This window comes from Burkholderia pseudomultivorans, from assembly GCF_001718415.1.
GTDB classification, from domain to species: domain Bacteria; phylum Pseudomonadota; class Gammaproteobacteria; order Burkholderiales; family Burkholderiaceae; genus Burkholderia; species Burkholderia pseudomultivorans_A.
The window spans coordinates 3,233,264-3,253,077 of record NZ_CP013378.1; the positions used below are offsets into that span (position 1 = coordinate 3,233,264).

A 19,814-nucleotide genomic window follows, 5' to 3' on the forward strand; every position below is an offset into this window, starting at 1 on the left:
CTGCGCCGCCCGGCATCGACGCCTTTCGTGAGCGCTGCCATGACCGACGCACCCCATACCCTCGGCTCGCACGACCGCCTGGAGCTGCTTTGCTGGCTCACCTGCGGCAATCTCGGCGCGTTTTACCTCAACGAATCCTGGCCCGACGCGACGTTCCAGGTGCAGGCCGCGCACCGCTGGCTCGACCGTCATCAACGGCAGGCCGACTGGCTCGCGATCGCGAAGCTGGCTGCGCTCGCGCAGGACATCGCGAAGCGCCACGCGAGCTTCGTCGATGCGACGTGGGCGCGCGACGCGGTCGAGGAAATCGTCGACACCGACGATCTCGACTACCGCGCGAAACTGGTGCAGTGGGTGTACGACGACTGCTGCAAGGCGCTCGCGGACAAACGGCTGGCCGACTGAGCGCACGCACCGGTGCGCGGCGTCACGCGATCGGCAGCCGCTGCGTCGACTTCAGCTGCCGCAGCGACAAATTCGAGCGAATGCTCAGCACGCCCGGCAGTTTGCGCAGCACGCGCTCGACGAAGTGGCTGTAGTCGTCGAGATCGGCCGCGACCACCTGCAGCAGGAAATCCGCTTCGCCGGTCGTGTTGTCGCACGCAAGCACGTTCGGGCTCGCCTGGATCAGGCGTTCGAACTCCGCCGTCACGGCCTCGCTGTGCTGCGTGCAGACGATCTGCACGAACGCCATCACGCCGAGCCCGAGCTTTCTGCGATCGAGCCGCGCGTGATAGCCCTCGATCAGCCCCGCCTCCTCCAGACGCCGCAGCCGTCGCCAGCACGACGTCTCGCTCAGCGAAAACGCTTCGGCAAGCCGCGCATTCGACACGCGCCCGTCCTGCTGGAGCATGTCGAGCATGCCGCGATCGATCCTGTCCAGTTGTTCCATGAAAGCTCCTTGCAGCCATCGCGCGATGGTCGCAAGGCTATCTCAAAAGGATCCGGTTCTCAATCGAAAAACGAAAGATAAATCCGGGCCGGCCCGGCTATATTGAAAGCATCGTTCGATACAGGAGGAGATAGTGAAAGCAGTCGTTTATGAAGCGTTCGGCGCGGCCCCGCGGCTGATGAACGTCGACGATCCGGCGCCGGCGCCCGACGGCGTCGTGATCGAAGTCAAGGCGACCGGAGTATGCCGCAGCGACTGGCACGGCTGGATGGGGCACGATCCGGACATCGTGCTGCCGCACGTGCCGGGGCACGAGCTTGCCGGCGTCGTCGTCGCGGCGGGCGCGGCTGTCACGCGCTGGAAAGCCGGCGACCGCGTCACGGTGCCGTTCGTCGCCGGCTGCGGCCACTGCGCGGAATGCCATTCGGGCAACCAGCAAGTGTGCGAGCGGCAGTTCCAGCCGGGTTTCACGCACTGGGGCTCGTTCGCCCAGTACGTCGGCATCCACCACGCGGACCTGAACCTCGTACGGCTGCCCGATGCGCTCGATTTCGCGACCGCGGCGAGCCTCGGCTGCCGCTTCGTGACGTCGTTCCGCGCGGTGGTCGACCAGGGCCGCACGTCGGCCGGCCAGTGGGTCGCGGTGCACGGCTGCGGCGGCGTGGGCCTGTCGGCGATCATGATCGCGAACGCGATCGGCGCGAACGTCGTCGCAATCGACATTTCGGAACCGGCGCTCGCGCTCGCACGATCGCTCGGCGCGGCGGCGACCGTCAATGCATCGCAGGTCGCGGACGTGGTCGACGCGGTGAAGGACATCACGCGCGGCGGCGCGCATGTGTCGCTCGATGCGCTCGGCCATCCGACCACCTGCTTCAACTCGATCGGCAATCTGCGCCGCCGCGGCAGGCACGTGCAGGTCGGGCTCATGCTCGGCGAGCATGCGACGCCGGCCGTGCCGATGAGCAAGGTGATCGCATACGAACTGGAGATCCTCGGCAGCCACGGAATGCAGGCGCACCGATACGACGCAATGCTCGAGATGGTGCACGCCGGCAAGCTCGCACCAAGCCGGTTGATCGGCAAGGAAATCAGCCTCGGCCAGTCGATCGACGCGCTGATGAACATGAACCGCTTCGAAGGCGCCGGGGTGACGGTCGTGACGGATTTTTCAGGCTGACGGCGCGTGCCCGGTGCGCGACAGCGCCGTCCGGCATCGCGTTGCCCTCTGCGTTCGCACGCGACGACTCGGCGCGCACGAACGTTGTCTGCGTGCGGCTTACAGCAGCGATTTCGCCTGCGACAACACCTTGTCGCAGATCTGCTTCGTGACCTGCTGCTTCAGGCCGCCACCACTCAGATCGAGCTTGTTGCCATTGCCGGCGTCCAGAATCCCGCTGGAGCCGCTGGTGTAGCCGCTGTCGGACGAGGCATTGCCGCCGAGCTTGCCGAGCAGCGCGTCCTTCACCGACGATGCGCTGCCGGATGCGCCGCCGAGATAGTTGTTCTGGATGCAGAACTGCAGCACGCCCGCGACATTGCCGGTGCTGCCCGGCATCAGCGACGCGCCGCCGCCACCCAGTGCACCGCCAAGACCGCCGAGATTGCCGAGCGCACCGCCGGCGCTGCCGCCCGAATCGCCGCCGCCGCCGACCTGCTTCAGTACGTCGCCGAGCTGCGCGTGGGCCACGGAAAACGGTGCGAGCAATCCGATCAGCGCGCCGGCAACGGTCGCGCGGTATAGACGTGCATTCATGTAAAGCCTCCCGGGTTGTGACTGCGTGAGTGCGGTAAAGCGCATTCAAGGATACGCAATCGATCCGGGCATGACAGCCCCTGTACGCGATTTGAAATGTCAGACATCGTGATTCCGCGGGAATTTGACAATGGTTGACGTGGGACGGGGGGCGGCATCCGGTGCGTGCATTGTCCTTGTCGCATACGCCGGCCGCCGGGCTCGGGCGATGTCCGGCGCGGAGCGAGTTGGTCGAATGGCGATGTGCGATCCGAAGCATTTCCAGCGCGTACGCGCGAGTGTCCGACCACCAAAGCAAGAAGGCCCACACCGGCAATCTGCCGATGTGGGCCATTCGTGTTTGCGGCGGTCTCGCCTTACGCGTTCCGTTCAGATGCCCCTAGCGGGCCATGCTGCGAGACACTCCAGAACGCTGAACGACGGTCCTGGCACAGACTCAGCGCATCAATCCTGCCCCTGACTCGCCAGGAAGTCCTCGTAATTCCCGCCGAAGTCGTTCAGCGTGCCGTCCGTCTTCACCTCGATGATGCGGTTCGCCAGCCCGCTCACGAACTCGCGGTCGTGCGACACGAAGATCAGCGTGCCCTCGAACTTCTCGAGCGCGATCTGCAGCGACTCGATCGACTCCATGTCCATGTGGTTGGTCGGCTCGTCCATCAGCAGCACGTTGTGGCGGCCGAGCATCAGCTTGCCCCAGATCATGCGGCCCTTCTCGCCGCCCGACAGCACCTTCACCGACTTGCGGATGTCGTCCGCCGAGAACAGCAGGCGGCCGAGCGTGCCGCGCACCATCGTCTCGTCGTCGCCGTCCTGACGGTACTGGTCGATCCAGTCCATCAGCGTGATGTCGTTCGGGAATTCCTCGTAGGTGTCCTGCGGCATGTAGCCGACGTTCGCGTTCTCCGACCACTTCACCGTCCCGTGATCGAGCGCGAGATTGCCGAGCAGTGCACGCAGCAGCGTCGTCTTGCCCGCGCCGTTCTCGCCGATGATCGCGATGCGCTCGCCCGGCTGCACCGACAGGTTGAAGTTCTGGAAGATCGTGCGGTCGTACTTCTTCGTGATGTCTTCCGCGACCACCGCGATGTTGTGCAGCTTCTTCTCGAACTCGAAGCGGATGAACGGGTTCTGGCGCGACGAAGGCTTGAATTCCTCGATCTTGATCTTGTCGATCTGCTTCGCACGGCTCGTCGCCTGGCGCGCCTTAGACTTGTTCGCCGAGAAGCGGCGCACGAAGTCCTGCAGTTCGGCCACGCGTTCCTTCGCACGCGCATTCGCGGCGGCCTGGCGCTCGCGCGCCTGTGCCGACGCCAGCATGTAGTCGTCGTAGTTGCCCGGCCAGACCTTCAGCGTGCCGTAGTCCATGTCGGCCATGTGCGTGCACACCGAGTTCAGGAAGTGACGATCGTGCGAGATGATGATCATCGTCGAGTTGTACTCGTTGAGCGTGTGCTCGAGCCAACGGATCGAGTTGATGTCGAGGTTGTTGGTCGGTTCGTCGAGCAGCAGCACGTCCGGCTTCGAGAACAGCGCCTGCGCAAGCAGCACGCGCAGCTTCCAGCCCGGCGCGACGTCGCGCATCGGGCCGTTGTGGAACTTCTCCTCGATGCCGATGCCGAGCAGCAGCGCGCCCGCGCGCGCCTCGGCGTCGTAGCCGCCGTATTCGGCGAACTTGCCTTCGAGCTCGGCCGCGTGCATGTAGTCGTCGTCGGTGGCTTCCGGGTTCGCGTAGATCGCATCACGCTCGGTCATCGCGGCCCACATCTCGGTGTGGCCCATCATCACGACGTCGAGCACGCGCACGTCCTCATACGCGAACTGGTCCTGGCGCAGCTTGCCGAGGCGCACGTTCGGCTCGAGCGCGACGTTGCCGGCGCTCGGCTCGAGGTCGCCGCCGAGGATCTTCATGAACGTCGACTTGCCGCAGCCGTTCGCGCCGATCAGACCATAGCGGTTGCCCTCGCCGAATTTGACCGAGATATTCTCGAACAAGGGCTTCGGCCCGAATTGCATCGTGATGTTGGCAGTAGAAAGCACGGCAGGTCCCGTTAAGAGAGAAATCGACGGAAAACCGTGTATTTTAGCAGGTGTCGGAGAAACTGCCGACCGCACCGTTCCGGCCCCGCCAATTTGCCTGCCGCGCGCGGCATCCGGCCGCGCCCGCGCGCCCCGTCCGCCGCCTCACTTGCCGGCTTTCGCCGCCGCCCGCTGCGCCGCCTTGGCGTTCATCTGCCCGAACAGCGTCGAGCACGGCACGTCCTTGTTATTGCTCGGCGCGATCAGCGGAATCAGCGCCGCGAACGGGTTGATCAGCCCGAGCCCGACCATCGCGCCCGCGCGCAGCGCCAGCGCGCCCGCATCGACGCCGACGTCCGGGTTCTTGAACGTGCCCTTCGCATACAGCGGCGAGCGCAGCGAGAAGATCCGGAAGCCCTTCGTATGCGGGTGGATCTTCAGGTTCAGCGTTTCGTCGCGCAGGCTGATCGGGCCGTCGACGTTGATCAGCGCGTCGTCGGTATCGAGCGCGAACACCTTCGGATCGAGGATGCCGTTGGTCGCGACGAAGTCGATCGCTGCGCAATTGATCTTCACGTCGTTGTTGCCGAACAGCTTCTCGTAGACGACGTTCGCGACATTCAGCCCCGCGGCCTCCATCAGCAGGCGGCTGATGCGGCCGTCGGTCACGAGCGCCTTCACTTCGCCGTTCGAGGTCGCCGCGAGCGCGGCGGGCGAGTTGCCGGTCGCCGACAGCGACGCGTCGCCGTTGATCTCGCCGAGCGCCGACTGCATGACCTTCTGCGTCGGGAACAGCTGCTTGAGCTTCAGGTGCCGTGCGGCCACCGTGAAGCGCCCCTTCAGCGGCGCGCCGCTGCCGTCGAGATGCGCGGTCGTCGCGAGCGTGCCGCCCGCGACGCCGAACTGCAGCGGTTCGAGCGACAGCACGCCGTCCTGCATCACGATGTGCGTATACAGGTTGGTGACCGGCAGGTTCGCGCTCTTGATCAGCTTGCGGCCCGTAAACTTCACATCCGCGTCGAGCGCGCGCCAGCGGTCGGTACGGAACGTCTCGACCGGCAGCACGCGGCCCGGCGGCTGATGCGTCGTGTCGCCGCGCTTGGCCTTGCTCGCGGCCGTATCCGCGCCGATCACGGGCGCGAGGTCGGAGAACTGCAGCAGGTTCGACACGAGTTCGCCGGACAGCTTGGGCCGCGGCTGACGCTGCGCGTAGGTGAGCGTGCCGCCGAGATCGCTGCCGCCGACGCGCCCGTTGAAGTTCTCGTAGCGGAACGTGCTCGCATGCGGCTTGAAGTTGCCGATCAGACGCCCTTCGGTTGCGTAAGGCGGCGTGTCGGGCAGCGTGATGCCGGTCAGCGCATAGAGGTGCGACATCGACGTGCCCTGCAGCCACAGCCGCAGGTCGAGCGCCGCGAGATGCATCGGATCGGTCAGCGTGCCGACGATCGCGAGGCGCGTATCGCCGGCCTTCACGTCGGCCTGCAGCGGGAACGGCTGCGTCGCGTTCTGGACCGCGAGCACGCCGCCGATCTTGCCCGTGCCGTTGATCGGCACGTTCTTGTAGCGGCCGTCGACCTTCAGCCCGAAGGCGTACGTGGGGCCGGCCGGTTTCGCGGCAGGCGCGGCAGCGCCGCTTGCGCCGGATGCGGCAGCCGTTTTCGATGCGGGCGCAGCCTTCGACGCGGACGCAGCCGAAGCCGCCGAAGCGGCGGCAGCCACCACCGCCGACGACGCGCCGCTCGCCGCCTGCGCCGCCGACGCGCTCGACGCGGCCTCGGCATTCGCCTTCGCGCTCAACTGCGCGGCACCGCGTTTGCCGACGCGCTGCGCGGACGCCGCGCGCGACGTCTGCTCCTGTTCCTTGAGCACGTCGCCGAGCGGGATGGGCTGGCCGAGCGTATCGATTGCGACCGTCAGGTCCGCCTTCGTGATCGCATCGCGATACACGACGGTCCCTTTCGCGAAGCCGAAGCTGTCGAGCCGCACCTTCCACGTCGAAGGCTGCGATGATTGCTTGAACTGGAATGTCCAGGTATTGCGGCCGTCGGCGAGCCGCTCGAGATCGATCGCGGGATTGACGACGTCGATGGATGGAATGACGATCTCGTGCGCGAGCAGCGGCAGGATCGCGAGATCGAAGTGCGCGGCATCGAGCGTCGCGAACTTCGGCGACTTCGCCCAGTCGGGGTTGCCGATCTCGATTTGCGTCGCGGAGAAACTCGGCCAGGGCACCCACGCGCGCCAGCCGGTCTCGCCGTCGGGCCGGCGCCAGCCGACCTTGATGTCGCCGTTGATTGCGAACGGGCGGCCGAGCGCGGCGCTCACCTGTTCGTTGACCCACGGCTTCGCGCGGTTCCAGTCGAACGTGAAAAGAAAGACGCCGGCCGCCGCGATCAAGACCGCGACGATGCCGACGATCCATGCAGCCGATTTGCCGATGGCCCGGGTAAGCGTCATGGCGGTTCCGTTGTTGTTCTGCAAGTAGCCGCGCGATGCCGGGCCGCTACGTGGACAGACGGCGCACGACACCCGCGCGAGCTTTTCAATAGGTATTATGACGCACGCGCCGACACTGCTCCGGCACATTAACGCTTTTTTTCATTTGTGACATGACCGTCCCCACCGGCCTCATCGACGCGCAGCACATCACGCGGCGCGACGCGACCAGCGGCAAGACCCTGCTCGCGCCGACCGATTTCAGCCTCGCGGCGGGATCGAGAATCGCCGTCACGGGGCCGTCGGGGTCCGGCAAGAGCGTGCTGCTGCGCGCGCTCGCGCTGCTCGACCCGCTTGACGGCGGCCACATCCTGTGGCGCGGCGCGCGCATCCGGCGCAGCGCGATCCCGCGCTACCGGCGCAGCGTCGCCTATGTCCGCCAGCGACCCGCGCAGATGGACGGCAGCGTCGAAACGCAGCTGCGCTACCCGTATTCGCTCGCGATCTATCGCGACGTCGCGTTCGATCGTGCACGCGCCGAAGCGCTCGCCGCACGCGCGGGCCGCGGCGCCGATTTCCTCGACAAGCGCGCGAGCGAACTGTCGGGCGGCGAAGCGCAGATCGCCGCGCTGCTGCGCGTGCTGCAGCTCGATCCCGACGTGCTGCTGCTCGACGAGCCGACCTCCGCGCTCGACCCCGACTCGACGCGCGCGATCGAGGCACTGGTCGGCGCATGGTTCGACGCGGCGCCCGATGCGCGCGCCTACATGTGGATCTCGCACGACCCGGCCCAGGCGGCGCGAATCGGCACGACGCGGATGATCATGCAGGCCGGCGTGCTGCGCGCGGCCCATCCGACGGAGGCCGCCCGATGAGCCCGGCGCTGCAGGACCTGAGCCTCGTCGACGTCGGCATCGCCGCGGCGCTGGTCGCGATCAACGGCGCGATTTCGGCGGCGCTGTCGCTCGGGCTCGGCCACAAGCTCGGCCTCGCCGCCGTGCGCACCGTGGTCCAGCTGCTCGCGATCGGCTACGTGCTCGGCTGGGTATTCGGTCATCCTCACTGGTATGTCGTGCTGCCGCTCACCGCGTTGATGACGCTGATCGCGGGCTTCGCCGGCGCGGGACGCGGCAAGCACACGTATCGCGGCCAGCGCGTCGACAGCATCGCGTCGATCTGGTGCAGCAGCTGGTTCGTCGCGGCGATCGGCCTGTTCGTCGTGATCCGCATCCATCCGTGGTACGCGCCGCAATATGCGATCCCGATCCTCGGGATGATCCTCGGCAATACGCTGACGGGCGTGTCGCTCGGCGTCGAGCGGATGATGGAGGAGCTGACTGCGCGCCGCGACCGGGTCGAAACCGCGCTCGCGCTCGGCGCGACGCGCTGGGAAGCCGCGCAGGATGCGGCGCGCCAGGCCGTGCGCGCGGGGATGCTGCCGACGCTGAACCAGATGGCCGTGGTCGGCGTCGTCAGCCTGCCGGGGATGATGACCGGCCAGGTGCTGGCCGGCCAGTCGCCGCTGCAGGCAGTGCGCTACCAGATCGTGATCATGTTCCTGATCGCCGCGGCGTCGGCACTCGGCACGGTCGGCGCGGTGCTGATGACCTATCGCCGGCTGTTCTCGGCCGACCACCGCTTTCTCGCATCGCGGCTCGAGGAGCGCGCGACCTGACGGGCGGCGGTACGCACGTTGTGCGCGCAACCGGCATCAGGCCGGGCCGCGCGCGACGGCGCTCAGTGCTTGATCGACAGCGTGACCTTGGTGCCGTCGCTCAGCGTGACCGACTTCGAGCCCCCGTTGGTCGACAGCGACAGCCACTTCACCTGGCTCACCGACACCACTTCCGGGCATTGCAGCGACTTGCCGCCGGCCGTCACGGTCCGCGTGCCCTTCGGCGCGGCTGCCTGGAAGCTCATCTGCACGTTCGCCATGCCCTTCGCATCGACCGACGGCGCGAGCCGGACCTGCGTCTGGCGCACCATCGCGCCGTTCGCGTCGCGCGGCAGGTTGTCGGCGTTCGGGCAGCCGTCGGGCATCGCGACCGCGCCGCCCGGCGGCACCGACTTCCAGTTGAAGTCGTCCGTTTCGCCGGAGCGGATCTTGCGGGTTTCCTGCGTATTGCCGAAGGTCTTCGAGTCGACCTTGACGGTGTAGTCGAGCTGCCCGGTGCCGCCGCCCTTCAGGCTGCCCTTGACCGGCGGCGCGGCGAACACGCTCGCGCTGACGCATGCCGCCGCAAACACGAACGACCACGATGCGGCGACTGACAAGCTGCGTTGGCTCATGCTGACCTCCTTGGTATACGGCGGCACGCGCGTGCCGCGCGGTTATCGATGCATGATGCGTTGCCAGTCTACCGCCAAGCGGCACCCGATGCGTCGCGAACGCATCGGGTGTTACCCCGCTTGCGTTCGCGGCGATGGGTCCGTACGCGCGACGCCGGTTCAGAAACCGCTCAGCACCAGCTTGCCGATCGCACGTCCCGCTTCGAGCTGCTGATGCGCGCGTCGCAGGTTCGCGGCGTTGATCGTGCCGAGCTGCTCGCCGAGCGTCGTGCGCAGCGTGCCGCCGTCGACGAGCCGTGCGACCTCGCCGAGGATCCGGTGCTGCTCGATCATGTCCGGCGTCTCGAACATCGCGCGCGTGAACATGAATTCCCAGTGAAACGCGGCGCTCTTCGCCTTCAGCAGTTCGACCGGCACCGGCTTCGCGTTCTCGACGATCGTGCAGATCCCGCCCTGCGGCCGGATCACCTCGGCCGCCGCCGGGAAATGGCGGTCCGTGTCGTTGAAGATCAGCACGTAGTCGACGTTCGGATGACCGGCTTCGCGCAACTGCGCCGGCAGATCGCCGAAATGGTCGACGATCTGGTCCGCGCCGAGCGAGCGCACCCAGTCGGCCGATGCGGGCCGCGACGCGGTCGCAATCACGTGCAGCTTGCCGAGCGTCTTCGCGAGCTGGATCGCGATCGAACCGACGCCGCCCGCACCGCCGATGATCAGCACCGACTTGCCGGCGTCCGCGCCCTGCGGCGATACGCCCAGCCGGTCGAACAACGCCTCCCAGGCCGTCAGCGCGGTCAGCGGCAGCGCGGCCGATGCGGCGAAATCGAGCGTGCGCGGCTTCAGCGCGGCGATCCGCTCGTCGACCGTATGGAACTCGCTGTTCGCACCGGGCCGCGTGATGCTGCCCGCGTAGAACACCTCGTCGCCGGGCCGGAACAGCGTGACGTCCGCGCCAACCGCCACAACGGTGCCGGCCGCGTCCCAGCCGAGCACGCGCGGCGCGTCCTCGACCTGCGGCTTCGGCGCGCGCACCTTGGTGTCGACCGGATTCACGGCAATCGCCTCGACCTTCACGAGCAGGTCGCGCGGGCCCGGCACGGGCTGCGGCAGTTCCACGTCGAGCAACGCCTGCGGGTCGTCGATCGGCAAATAGCGGGTCAGTCCAACGGCTTTCATCTCGAAGCTCCTTGATCGGAAATCGGCGGGCCGCGGCGCGGCCCCATGACTGCCATCGTAGGCCGCGCGATCTTTCGAGAAAACCGCTATATTTCCTGAAACATTTTCAGGATTTTCCAAATAATGACGTCAGACCCGCCGTCCACCCCGATCCCGGCGCCCGACAAGCCGCTCGACCTGCTCGACGTCGGCTTGTTCGTGCGCGCGGCGCTGCTTGCCAACGTGACGGCCGCCGGGCGCGAGTTCGGCGTGTCGGCCGCGGTCGCCAGCGCGCGCATCGCACAGCTCGAGCGCCAGCTCGGCGCGCGGTTGCTGCATCGCACGACGCGCCGCATCAGTCTCACGCAGGACGGTGAAGTTTTCATGGCCCGCGCCGCCGCGCTGCTGTCGGCCGCCGATGCCGCCCGCGCATCGGTCGGCCACGGCCGCAGCGAACCGTACGGGCGGCTCAAGGTGTCGATGTCGTCGTCGTTCGGCCGCCAGCACGTCGCGCCCGTGATCCCCGCGTTCCTGCGCCGCTATCCGTCCGTCTCGCTCGACCTGCGGCTGTCCGACGAGCTCGTCGACCTGGTCGACGAAGGCTACGACGTCGCGATCCGGCTCGGCGCGCTGAAGGATTCGACGCTGGTCGCGCGCAAGCTCGCCGTGAACCGCCGCGTGCTGTGCTGCTCGCCCGCCTATCTCGCCGAGCGCGGCACGCCGCGTCATCCAGTCGATCTGGAGCAACACGAGTGCGTGATCCTCGGCGACCAGCGCGACTGGTCGTTCGCAACGCCGCAGGGGCCGCTGACCGTACGGGTCGGCGGACGGCTCGTCGCGAGCAACGGCGAGGCGATTCGCGAGGCGCTGGTCGACGGCTTCGGCATCGCGATCAAGTCGACCTGGGACGTCGGCCCCTTGCTCGCGAGCGGCGCGCTCGTGACCGTGCTCGACGACTACCCGTTCGCCGACGACGTCGCGATCTGGGCCGTCTACCCGAGCCGCGCGCACGTGCCGTTGAAGACGCTCGCGTTCATCGCGTTCCTGGCCGAACATTTCGGCGATCCGCCGTACTGGGACCGGGAAGACGCGCGGTAGCGCGGCGGCCTCGCGCGCGGTCCGCAGCGGCGAGCGGAACGCGGCGCGCGGCGCGCGGCCAAACGGCTACAATGTCGCGTTCGCGACGCGCCCGGCCGATCCCGGACGGGCCCGCGTCCGCCGGCGGCCGCTCGACGGCCGCGCATGCGTTTCATTCGCTTCCAACCATCCCGTCATGACCCAGAACCTCGTCATCCAGAGCCTCGCGCCGCTGTCGGACGCGCATCGCAAACCGCTGCTCGCGCTGTCGCGCGGCACCCGCATCGTGCAGACCGGCGACCACGCGCTGCGCATCGAAGACGTCAGCCCCGCGCAGCGCCCCGACATCGATGCGTATTGCGGCACGCACGCGCTCGACTTCGCGTTCGTCGAAGCCGGCCGCACGCTCGGCGACTTCGGGCTCGTCGTGATGGACATGGATTCGACGCTGATCACGATCGAATGCATCGACGAGATCGCCGATTTCTGCGGGCTCAAGGAGCAGGTTGCCGCGATCACCGAAGCGTCGATGCGCGGCGAGATCCGCGACTTCAACGAAAGCCTCACGCGCCGCGTCGCATTGCTCGCCGGGCTCGATGCAGCCGCGCTCGAGCGCGTCTACGACGAACGGCTGCAACTGTCGCCGGGCGCCGAGACGATGCTCGCCGGCGTGAAGGCGGCCGGCCTCAAGACGCTGCTGGTGTCGGGCGGCTTCACGTTCTTCACCGAGCGCCTGAAGGCGCGTCTCGGCCTCGACTACGCGCACGCGAACACGCTCGAGATTGTCGACGGCAAGCTGACCGGCAAGGTGCTCGGCGAAATCGTCAACGCCGACGTGAAGGCGCGCATGCTGCGCGATACGTGCGCATCGCTCGGCATCGCGCCGGATCGCGCGATCGCGATGGGCGACGGGTCGAACGACCTGAAGATGATGGCCGAAGCCGGCCTGTCGGTCGCGTTCCATGCGAAGCCGGTCGTGCGCAACGCGGCGACGGTCGCGTTCGATCACGTCGGGCTCGACGGTCTGCTGCGGTTGTTCTGACGCGCCGAAGCGCACCAAGAAAAACGCCGGCGCGATGGTGCATCGCGCCGGCGTCCGGTTTTTCGGCAGAACGGATCAGCCGAGCGTCGCCTGCATCGCGCGCTCGATGTCCGCGCGCAGGTCGGCTTCGTCCTCGAGACCGACGTAGAACCGCACCAGCGTGCCGCGATGCGGCCAGTCCGGACGCATCGACGCGACGTCGTAAGGCATCGCGAGGCTGCATGCGCCGCCCCAACTCCAGCCGATCGCGAACAGCTCCAGCGCCTCGACGAAGCGATCGACCTGCTCCGCGCTGTAACGCGCGTCGAACACCACCGAGAACAAGCCGCCGGCGCCCGTGAAGTCGCGCTTGAACGCTTCGTGCCCCGGACAATCCGGCAATTGCGGATGCAGCACGGTCGCGATCTCGGGCCGCGCCTTCAGCCACTGCGCGAGCGCCAGCGCGCTGCGGCTGTGTGCGTCGAAGCGCACCTGCATGCTCGGCAGGCTGCGCAGCACGAGCGAGCAGTCGTCGACCGACACGCCGACGCCGCAGCGCATCCGCGCAAGCTTCAGCCGCGCGTGCAGTTCCGCGTTCGCGGTGATCGTCGCGCCCATCAGCAAGTCGCTGCCGCCCGACTGGTACTTGGTCAGCGCCTGCACCGAGATGTCCACGCCGTGCTCGAACGGCTTGAACGCGAGGCCTGCCGAATAGGTGTTGTCGATCGCGGTGACGATCCCGCGCGCCTGCGCGGCCGCCGTGATCGCGCGCACGTCGGGCACTTCCATCGTCACCGAGCCGGGCGCCTCGATCCAGATCAGGCGCGTGTTCGGCTGGATCAGGTCCGCGATGCCGGCGCCGACGAGCGGATCGTAGAAGCGCGCGGCGACGCCGAAATCCTTCGCGAGCCAGTTGCCGAAATCGGCGTTCGGACCGTACACGTTATGCGGAATCAGCACGTCGTCGCCGGCTTTCACGGTCCCGAAGTAGACGTTCATGATCGCCGCGAGGCCCGACGGCTGCAGCAGCGCGTGCGTGCCGCCCTCGATGTCGGCGAGCCGCTGCGCGAGCGCGAGCGAAGTCGGCGTCGCATGCAGCCCGTAGCGCCACTGGTTGTCGTTGCGCCAGTCGAGCCGGCGCATCGTCGCCAGGTCGGGAAACACGACCGTCGACGCACGCGCGACCGGCGGCACGAACGAACGGAAGCCTTCCGGAATGACGTCGTCGGGTTGAACGATACGGGTTTGCAGCGTGCGCTTGGGAGTGGATGCAGTCATGACGGAAAGCCGGGCAAACGGCCGTACGGTTGCGGAATATGCCGGTAGATTAGCCAAAACCGGCGCGTTTGGCCCGGTACAATGCGCGCCACGCGCACCGAGCCAGCACGGGCTCAGTCGTCGGTGCGCAGATTCATGATGCCGCCCACCGTTTCGATCTCCTGCACGCGGCCGTCACGCACCTGCAGCGCCGCGCGCTTCGCCGGCGCCGGATGGAGCACGACAGGCTGCGGATCCGATTCGTCCGAGTTCATCCGGTCGGCCTTCAGGTCGCCCGTCGCATCGAAGCGGCCGATCCACACGCCCGTGATGTTGGTGCCGTCGTTCGACTCCTCGATTTCGAGCGTGTCGCCGTCGCGGTCGCCCGCGAGCAGGATCACCTCGCCGGTGTCCGCGAACTGGTACTCGCCGTGCACGCCCTCCTCGTCCGTCTTCGGGCCGAGATGCACGACGATCGGCCGGTCGCCGAGCGTGCCTTCGTAGCGCGGCAGGCGCGCGAATTCGGGATTCGGTCGCAGCGGCCGCGCGGGCGCCGTGTCGTCCTGCTGCTGCGCGTCCGGCGCAGCCGCGGGCGCCGCGACCGCCGCGACCGCCGCGTTCATCGCGACGCCCGCCGCCAGTGCGCATGCGACAACGCATGCCCGTTGCCATTGCGGAAATCGACCCACGTTGTATTGCTCCTTGCTTCAGATTCGCTCGTCAATCGCAGCGATGCGCGTCAACCCTGCATCAGGCGCGCGACCGCGTCGCTGCGCGGAATCGGCGCGACCGCGCCGTAGCCCGTCGTCGACAGCGCCGCCGCCGCGTTCGCGTAGCGCGCGGCCGCGAACGGATCGTCGCCGGCGACGAGCCGCGCGACGAATGCGCCACCGAAGCAGTCGCCCGCACCCGTCGCGTCGACGGCCTCGACCGCGAAGCCCGGCACGACGCGCCGCTCGTGCGGCGTCGCGACATACGCACCTTCCTTGCCGAGCTTCAGCGCGACGACCTGCGGCCCATGTTCGAGCATCGCGTCGACGATCGCGTCGCGGTCGTCCGCGCCGGTGAGCGCGGTGACGTCATCCCAGCTCGGCAGGCAGATGTCGGTCTGGCGCAGCGCCTCGCGCATCACCGCGCGGGCGCGCGGCAGCGGCCACAGCTTCAGGCGCAGGTTCGTGTCGAAGCTGACCTTCGCGCCGCGACTGCGCGCGTGGTCGATCGCCGCGAAGGCGGCGTCGCACGCGCTCGTGCTGATCGCGAGGCTGATGCCCGACAGATGCACGGCCTTCGCGGCCGCCAGCGCATCGAGCGGCAGATCGGCCGCCGCATAGCGGCTCGCGGCCGAGCCCGCGCGCAGATAGTCGAACTGGTGACCGTCAGCGCCGTGCGTGACGAAATACACGCCGGTCGGCGCCGTGCGATCGATCCGGACGAAGGTCGTGTCGACGCCTTCGGCGCGCCACAGATCGGCCAGCAGGCGGCCGAACGGATCGTCGCCGACCGCCGACACGAAGCCCGTCGACGCGCCCTGACGCGACGCGGCGATGCAGAAGTTCGACGTGTCGCCGCCGAAGCCCTGCAGGAACTCCGCGCGCCCCGGCTGCGACTGGTTGAATTCGATCATCGCCTCGCCGAGCGCGAGGATCTCCGGAAATGCAGCGGCCATCGCTTAGACCTCGCCCCACAGATCGTGGCCGTCGGCGCCCGTGATCTTCACGGACACGAAATCGCCGACCTTGTAGCGCTTGGACGCCTTCGTCGCCGGCTCGACGTACACGACGCCGTCGATCTCGGGCGCATCCGCCGCCGTGCGGCCGATCCCGCCTTCGGCGCTGACCTCGTCGATCAGCACCTTGACGGTCTTGCCGACCTTGCGTTCCATCCGCTTCGCGGACACTTCCTCGGCGACTTCCATGAAACGCGCGCGGCGTTCTTCACGGACGTCATCGGGCAGCGCGCCGTCGAGCTCGTTCGCGCTCGCGCCTTCGACCGGCGAATACGCGAAGCAGCCGACGCGATCGAGTTCCGCCTCGCGGATGAAGTCGAGCAGCGTTTCGAACTGTTCTTCCGTCTCGCCGGGGAAGCCCGCGATGAACGTGCTGCGGATCGTCAGGTCCGGGCAGATCTCGCGCCACTTCTGCACGCGCTCGAGCACCTTCTCCGCGTTCGCCGGGCGCTTCATGCGCTTCAGCACTTCCGGATGCGCGTGCTGGAACGGCACGTCGAGATACGGCAGCACGTGGCCCTTGAACGGACCTTCGGCCATCAGCGGAATGACTTCATCGACGCTCGGATACGGATACACGTAGTGCAGGCGCACCCACGCGCCGTACTGCGCGGCGAGTTCGCCGAGCGCGGCGACCAGGTCGGTCATGCGCGTCTTGATCGGCTTGCCGTTCCAGAAGCCCGTGCGGTACTTCACGTCGACGCCGTACGCGCTGGTGTCCTGCGAGATCACGAGCAGTTCCTTCACGCCCGACTTGAACAGGTTCTCGGCCTCGAGCATCACTTCGGCGACCGGACGCGACACGAGGTCGCCGCGCATCGACGGGATGATGCAGAACGTGCAGCGATGGTTGCAGCCTTCGGAAATCTTCAGGTATGCGTAGTGACGCGGCGTGAGCTTGATGCCGGCCGCCGGGACGAGATCGACGAACGGGTCGTGCGGCTTCGGCAGATGCGAATGCACGGCCTGCATCACTTCGCCGACCGCATGCGGGCCGGTGACGGCGAGCACCTTCGGATGGACTTCCTCGATGAGGTTCGCGCCGCTTGCGCTCGCTTTCGCGCCGAGGCAGCCGGTGACGATCACCTTGCCGTTCTCGGTCAGCGCCTCGCCGATCGCGTCGAGGCTTTCCTGCACGGCTTCGTCGATGAAGCCGCAGGTGTTGACGACGACGAGGTCGGCGCCGTCGTAGGTGCCGGAGATTTCATAGCCTTCGGCACGCAGTTGCGTGATGATCTGTTCGGAGTCGACGAGGGCCTTGGGGCAGCCAAGGCTGACGAAGCCTACTTTGGGGGACTGGGACATCTGGAATGTGGGGGCGTGGCGGCAAAAGCGTGAGTTTACAGCCATTTAGGTTTGGCGAGCCAAAATAAGCGGCCACGGGGCGGCATAGACCGATGGCTTGAATAGGTGGCCCGGGGGGTAGCGGGCCACTAGCGGAAACTGGATGCGTCCCTTTTACTTGGGGAAAAGGGCGCTCAGGCATTCCTCCGCGTGGTCGGGGATCGAACGGGCCGACCACGTCCGTGCCGGTAGTCGAGGGGGGCCAGCGCGGCCTTCAAGGTCCATTGCGCGCCACCCGAGCGGATCTGCCTTCGGCGGTTTCATCTCGTCCTGCCCGAGATGACAGGGGGACGCTCGCCCCCGCTCTGCTTGGTAACAATCTCTTCGCGTCGCTTCCAAGAGAGGCTTATCTTCCCGCGCCACTTCGCGGCATCGCTCAAGCGCGCCCTATCAGCACGTCAGCCGGAATATGCAGCCCGTCATGCAGTTTGCGGATCATGTTGAGGCTCAACGCACGCCGGCCGGACAGCACCTCGTACACGCGGTTGCTGTTCCCGATATACGGCTGCATGTCGGGCACCGTCAGGCCAGCCTGCTCCATTCGAAACCGGATAGCTTCGATCGGCGTCGGCGCCGACATCGGGAAATGCTCGGCCTCGTACTTCTCGACGAGGATCGCGAGAATTTCAAGCCGATCTCCGTCCAGCGTACCGGGCGCCGGATCGGCGTCGACGAGTGCAGACACCGCCTTCAGGGCGGCGTCGTAATCTGCCTCGGTTCGAATCGGTTGAATGTCCATATCGTTACTCCATTTCCACGGTCGCGGCGTCCACTTTGTCGTATTCCGCGTGCGTGCCGACAAACTTCACGTACACCACGCCGATCTGGTACGCCACTGCGACGATCAATCGGAAGTCGTTGCCCTTGATATTGAACACCACGCGGTTCTTGCCGACGAAGCTCGCGCTGGCGTACTGGTTCTTGATGTCCTGCGGGGTCTTCCAGACCGCCTTCGACGCTTCGGCGTGCCACGCGAGCAGCGGCTGCTCGGATTGCGCGTGGCGCTCGATGAAGGTCAGGAGGGTTCTTTTGGCAACGATTCGCATGCCACGCATTTTAGTCCCAATTTGGGACTCCAGCAACACCGCGTGGAATCTGGCTTCTCCGAGTCAGAAGCAGTCGGCAGGCGATCCCATCGTTGGCGGCTCCGTCATATCGAACCGACAAGTGGGCATGGATCGAATATCGAAGATCCCTCGCGGCGAGCCATCTGCCCATGCTACGACCCCGATTTACATGCCGCCGCACCGCCGAAACCCCGTACCACCGCCGAACTAATGAGAAAATCGAGGCCTTTGATCCCTTCAACCCACCACTCCGGGGTTCGCATGACCACCCACATCACGATCGAATTCACCGACCAGGCAGCAGAAGCCATCGACGAGCAGACCAGCACGAGCTTTTCATACGACCAGGGCGCCCACGTGCCGCAACCCGGCGATTTCGTCGAGCTCGAACATTCGCAGCAGACGTTTCTGGTAATCGGCCGCGTGTTCTCGCTCAAGGCCAACTACAGCGCGGTCAAGCTCGTGCTCGACCTGCCGCCTGCGGATGACGATCACGGCTTCGACCCGGAATCGTGATTCACCGCTCCTCCGTGACACCGTCCTAAAGCGCCTCGCCAAAGCAGCCTGGCAACCGTCCCGCGCTCACGGAAACGTCGCCGCCGTCAGGCACCGCTCGAACCACACCGCATCGTCCCCGTCGCCGATCGGCCACATTTCCGCATCGAGCTGCGGCAAGCCGGCCGCCGGCGTGGGGGCATGGCTGTCCGCATCGGACGCCTCCGCACGCGTCCAACCCGACCGTGCCCCTCCGTTATCGCACGCCTGCGCATGCGCCTGCGCCTCGCAGAACGCAACCGGGCGCACCTTCCCGCCATCGGCCGCACTGACCGCGCGATACTGGTAGACCGCACCGGTCGCCCAGTCCTCGCTCTGGCTGCAGACGCGTGCGCGATGCTGCACGTGCACCGCGCCGAAGCACGCATACGAAACATGGGAGCCGCTGGCGTCGAGCGGAATGAAATCGCAGCTCGCGTCGAAGCCCGTCAGCGGGCCGCCGGTATATTTCGCCAGCCACCGGCGCTCGGCCTGGGCGCGCGCGATCAATCCTTTGTCGGAGCGATCGGCCAGTTCGGCGGTCCGCTGATCGATCATCTTGCGCACTTCGGCGACAGCCAGCGGACGGCCTTCGTAATCGGCGTCGAGACGATTGTTGCGCGCCGCGAGCCAGCGGCGCTGGCTGCGCACCAGCATGTCGTGAACGGCGGCGTCCGGCGCAATCTTCAGCACGTCCGCATAGGCGGCATTCATCCGCGTATCGGCTGCCCGCAATCCGGCATTGCCGCAGATGCGCTTTTCGATCGCCTGCGTGGCCTTCGCGCAGTCCATCGCAAAACCCGGCCCGGCGACACCGATACCCAGCACGAACATCGCTGCCCGCCCGGCCAGCCCCACCATCGACGCCAATCGAATCCCTCGCATGCTTGCTCTCAGTCGGTTCGTTATTGTTCGGCCGCGCCGCTCGAACCCGGCGTCGCACCTCTTTTCAATTCAGGGGTGCCGCCACGCGGCAACGCCGGGCCCGCGGCGCAGGCATTATCGCCGAAACGGCCGCGCGCCATCGGACATGGCACGCGCGGGCCTGCGTTCTGATGCGAATGGGATATCGATCGATGACCGGACAACGGTCAGCCCTGCGCGGTTGCGGGCGCGGGCATTCGGCGTCGACGGCCATGGACGGCCGTCGACGATGGCTTCCGGCGGGCGGTCGCCGCACGCGTCGTCGCGCCCGGGCACGCGACCGGCCGCCTCTCGCGCCGCCTCGCCTCACGACGCCGGCC

General features: G+C 67.2%; 20 protein-coding genes. 7 read left to right on the forward strand and 13 right to left on the reverse strand.

The genetic code is table 11. The features are described 5' to 3' along the window. The first annotated feature begins 39 nt into the window (after positions 1–39). Complete coding sequence (locus tag WS57_RS27210) at positions 40–405, forward strand: hypothetical protein (RefSeq protein WP_009693075.1); 366 nt, start codon at positions 40–42, stop codon at positions 403–405. 22 nt (positions 406–427) lie between these two features. On the opposite strand, the gene WS57_RS27215 is transcribed toward WS57_RS27210, so the two are convergent. Beyond that, entirely contained in the window at positions 428–892 is a 465-nt protein-coding gene (locus tag WS57_RS27215) for an Lrp/AsnC family transcriptional regulator (RefSeq protein WP_040127467.1), read from the reverse strand. A 133-nt stretch (positions 893–1,025) separates the two neighbouring features. On the opposite strand from WS57_RS27215, the gene WS57_RS27220 reads away from it, so the two are divergent. Further along, a complete protein-coding gene (locus WS57_RS27220) occupies positions 1,026–2,072 on the forward strand; it encodes a zinc-dependent alcohol dehydrogenase family protein (RefSeq protein ID WP_059518496.1) in 1,047 nt (348 codons plus the stop codon). 99 nt (positions 2,073–2,171) lie between these two features. On the opposite strand, the gene WS57_RS27225 is transcribed toward WS57_RS27220, so the two are convergent. From WS57_RS27225 to WS57_RS27235, 3 genes are all read right to left on the reverse strand, one after another. Further along, on the reverse strand, positions 2,172–2,648 hold the full coding sequence (locus WS57_RS27225) for a DUF2501 domain-containing protein (RefSeq protein WP_009693072.1): 477 nt from the start codon (positions 2,646–2,648) through the stop codon (positions 2,172–2,174). A gap of 444 nt (positions 2,649–3,092) precedes the next feature. Next, on the reverse strand, positions 3,093–4,685 hold the full coding sequence (locus WS57_RS27230; protein WP_040127475.1) for an ABC-F family ATPase: 1,593 nt from the start codon (positions 4,683–4,685) through the stop codon (positions 3,093–3,095). A 144-nt stretch (positions 4,686–4,829) separates the two neighbouring features. Next, a complete protein-coding gene (locus WS57_RS27235; protein ID WP_059518498.1) occupies positions 4,830–7,121 on the reverse strand; it encodes an AsmA family protein in 2,292 nt (763 codons plus the stop codon). A 152-nt stretch (positions 7,122–7,273) separates the two neighbouring features. Here WS57_RS27235 and WS57_RS27240 point away from each other — a divergent pair, with 152 nt between their 5' ends. Together WS57_RS27240 and WS57_RS27245 are read left to right on the forward strand one after the other, a co-directional pair. Next, complete coding sequence (locus WS57_RS27240; protein WP_040127477.1) at positions 7,274–7,975, forward strand: ABC transporter ATP-binding protein; 702 nt, start codon at positions 7,274–7,276, stop codon at positions 7,973–7,975. Continuing rightward, positions 7,972–8,775, forward strand: coding sequence for an ABC transporter permease (locus tag WS57_RS27245; RefSeq protein ID WP_069245108.1), 804 nt, complete (start codon positions 7,972–7,974; stop codon positions 8,773–8,775). Before WS57_RS27240 ends, WS57_RS27245 begins: the two co-directional genes overlap by 4 nt. Positions 8,776–8,837: 62 nt before the next feature. Here the strand turns inward: WS57_RS27245 and WS57_RS27250 are convergent, their stop codons facing one another. Then, positions 8,838–9,389 carry a DUF6013 family protein gene (locus WS57_RS27250; protein WP_009690166.1) on the reverse strand — a complete coding sequence of 184 codons (552 nt, stop codon included), beginning with the start codon at positions 9,387–9,389 and terminating at the stop codon, positions 8,838–8,840. Positions 9,390–9,548: 159 nt separating this feature from the next. Next, on the reverse strand, positions 9,549–10,565 hold the full coding sequence (locus WS57_RS27255) for a zinc-binding alcohol dehydrogenase family protein (RefSeq protein ID WP_009690167.1): 1,017 nt from the start codon (positions 10,563–10,565) through the stop codon (positions 9,549–9,551). A 123-nt stretch (positions 10,566–10,688) separates the two neighbouring features. On the opposite strand from WS57_RS27255, the gene WS57_RS27260 reads away from it, so the two are divergent. Further along, the gene (locus WS57_RS27260; RefSeq protein WP_059518501.1) at positions 10,689–11,642 is read left to right on the forward strand and encodes a LysR family transcriptional regulator; all 954 of its coding nucleotides are present in this window, start codon (positions 10,689–10,691) and stop codon (positions 11,640–11,642) included. Positions 11,643–11,817: 175 nt separating this feature from the next. Beyond that, positions 11,818–12,663 carry a phosphoserine phosphatase SerB gene (serB, locus tag WS57_RS27265; protein WP_009690169.1) on the forward strand — a complete coding sequence of 282 codons (846 nt, stop codon included), beginning with the start codon at positions 11,818–11,820 and terminating at the stop codon, positions 12,661–12,663. Positions 12,664–12,738: 75 nt separating this feature from the next. On the opposite strand, the gene WS57_RS27270 is transcribed toward serB, so the two are convergent. From WS57_RS27270 to WS57_RS27295, 6 genes are all read right to left on the reverse strand, one after another. Continuing rightward, the gene (locus tag WS57_RS27270) at positions 12,739–13,920 is read right to left on the reverse strand and encodes a cystathionine beta-lyase (RefSeq protein ID WP_069245109.1); all 1,182 of its coding nucleotides are present in this window, start codon (positions 13,918–13,920) and stop codon (positions 12,739–12,741) included. 113 nt (positions 13,921–14,033) lie between these two features. Continuing rightward, entirely contained in the window at positions 14,034–14,588 is a 555-nt protein-coding gene (locus WS57_RS27275; RefSeq protein WP_059518503.1) for a hypothetical protein, read from the reverse strand. A 50-nt stretch (positions 14,589–14,638) separates the two neighbouring features. After that, entirely contained in the window at positions 14,639–15,565 is a 927-nt protein-coding gene (locus WS57_RS27280) for a sugar kinase (protein ID WP_040127484.1), read from the reverse strand. 3 nt (positions 15,566–15,568) lie between these two features. Continuing rightward, entirely contained in the window at positions 15,569–16,930 is a 1,362-nt protein-coding gene (rimO, locus tag WS57_RS27285) for a 30S ribosomal protein S12 methylthiotransferase RimO (RefSeq protein ID WP_040127485.1), read from the reverse strand. Between the two features lie 415 nt (positions 16,931–17,345). After that, positions 17,346–17,708 carry a helix-turn-helix domain-containing protein gene (locus tag WS57_RS27290; RefSeq protein ID WP_009687797.1) on the reverse strand — a complete coding sequence of 121 codons (363 nt, stop codon included), beginning with the start codon at positions 17,706–17,708 and terminating at the stop codon, positions 17,346–17,348. A 4-nt stretch (positions 17,709–17,712) separates the two neighbouring features. After that, positions 17,713–18,015 (reverse strand): type II toxin-antitoxin system HigB family toxin, encoded by a 303-nt coding sequence (locus WS57_RS27295; protein WP_009687796.1) that lies wholly within the window; start codon positions 18,013–18,015, stop codon positions 17,713–17,715. Between the two features lie 282 nt (positions 18,016–18,297). Between WS57_RS27295 and WS57_RS27300 the strand changes: the two genes are divergently transcribed. Then, entirely contained in the window at positions 18,298–18,552 is a 255-nt protein-coding gene (locus tag WS57_RS27300; RefSeq protein WP_009687795.1) for a hypothetical protein, read from the forward strand. A gap of 66 nt (positions 18,553–18,618) precedes the next feature. On the opposite strand, the gene WS57_RS27305 is transcribed toward WS57_RS27300, so the two are convergent. Continuing rightward, on the reverse strand, positions 18,619–19,455 hold the full coding sequence (locus tag WS57_RS27305) for a lysozyme inhibitor LprI family protein (protein ID WP_069245110.1): 837 nt from the start codon (positions 19,453–19,455) through the stop codon (positions 18,619–18,621). Between the last annotated feature and the right edge of the window lie 359 nt (positions 19,456–19,814).

Bases quoted from the DNA above. Each gene is read 5' to 3' on its own strand.
- WS57_RS27250 (WP_009690166.1), bottom strand. From the start codon at position 9,389: ATGAGCCAACGCAGCTTGTCAGTCGCCGCATCGTGGTCGTTCGTGTTT.
- WS57_RS27305 (WP_069245110.1), bottom strand. From the start codon at position 19,455: ATGCGAGGGATTCGATTGGCGTCGATGGTGGGGCTGGCCGGGCGGGCA.
- WS57_RS27225 (WP_009693072.1), bottom strand. From the start codon at position 2,648: ATGAATGCACGTCTATACCGCGCGACCGTTGCCGGCGCGCTGATCGGA.
- WS57_RS27260 (WP_059518501.1), top strand. From the start codon at position 10,689: ATGACGTCAGACCCGCCGTCCACCCCGATCCCGGCGCCCGACAAGCCG.
- WS57_RS27240 (WP_040127477.1), top strand. From the start codon at position 7,274: ATGACCGTCCCCACCGGCCTCATCGACGCGCAGCACATCACGCGGCGC.
- WS57_RS27300 (WP_009687795.1), top strand. From the start codon at position 18,298: ATGACCACCCACATCACGATCGAATTCACCGACCAGGCAGCAGAAGCC.
- WS57_RS27235 (WP_059518498.1), bottom strand. From the start codon at position 7,121: ATGACGCTTACCCGGGCCATCGGCAAATCGGCTGCATGGATCGTCGGC.
- WS57_RS27270 (WP_069245109.1), bottom strand. From the start codon at position 13,920: ATGACTGCATCCACTCCCAAGCGCACGCTGCAAACCCGTATCGTTCAA.
- serB (WP_009690169.1), top strand. From the start codon at position 11,818: ATGACCCAGAACCTCGTCATCCAGAGCCTCGCGCCGCTGTCGGACGCG.
- rimO (WP_040127485.1), bottom strand. From the start codon at position 16,930: ATGTCCCAGTCCCCCAAAGTAGGCTTCGTCAGCCTTGGCTGCCCCAAG.
- WS57_RS27280 (WP_040127484.1), bottom strand. From the start codon at position 15,565: ATGGCCGCTGCATTTCCGGAGATCCTCGCGCTCGGCGAGGCGATGATC.
- WS57_RS27245 (WP_069245108.1), top strand. From the start codon at position 7,972: ATGAGCCCGGCGCTGCAGGACCTGAGCCTCGTCGACGTCGGCATCGCC.
- WS57_RS27295 (WP_009687796.1), bottom strand. From the start codon at position 18,015: ATGCGAATCGTTGCCAAAAGAACCCTCCTGACCTTCATCGAGCGCCAC.
- WS57_RS27290 (WP_009687797.1), bottom strand. From the start codon at position 17,708: ATGGACATTCAACCGATTCGAACCGAGGCAGATTACGACGCCGCCCTG.
- WS57_RS27255 (WP_009690167.1), bottom strand. From the start codon at position 10,565: ATGAAAGCCGTTGGACTGACCCGCTATTTGCCGATCGACGACCCGCAG.
- WS57_RS27210 (WP_009693075.1), top strand. From the start codon at position 40: ATGACCGACGCACCCCATACCCTCGGCTCGCACGACCGCCTGGAGCTG.
- WS57_RS27215 (WP_040127467.1), bottom strand. From the start codon at position 892: ATGGAACAACTGGACAGGATCGATCGCGGCATGCTCGACATGCTCCAG.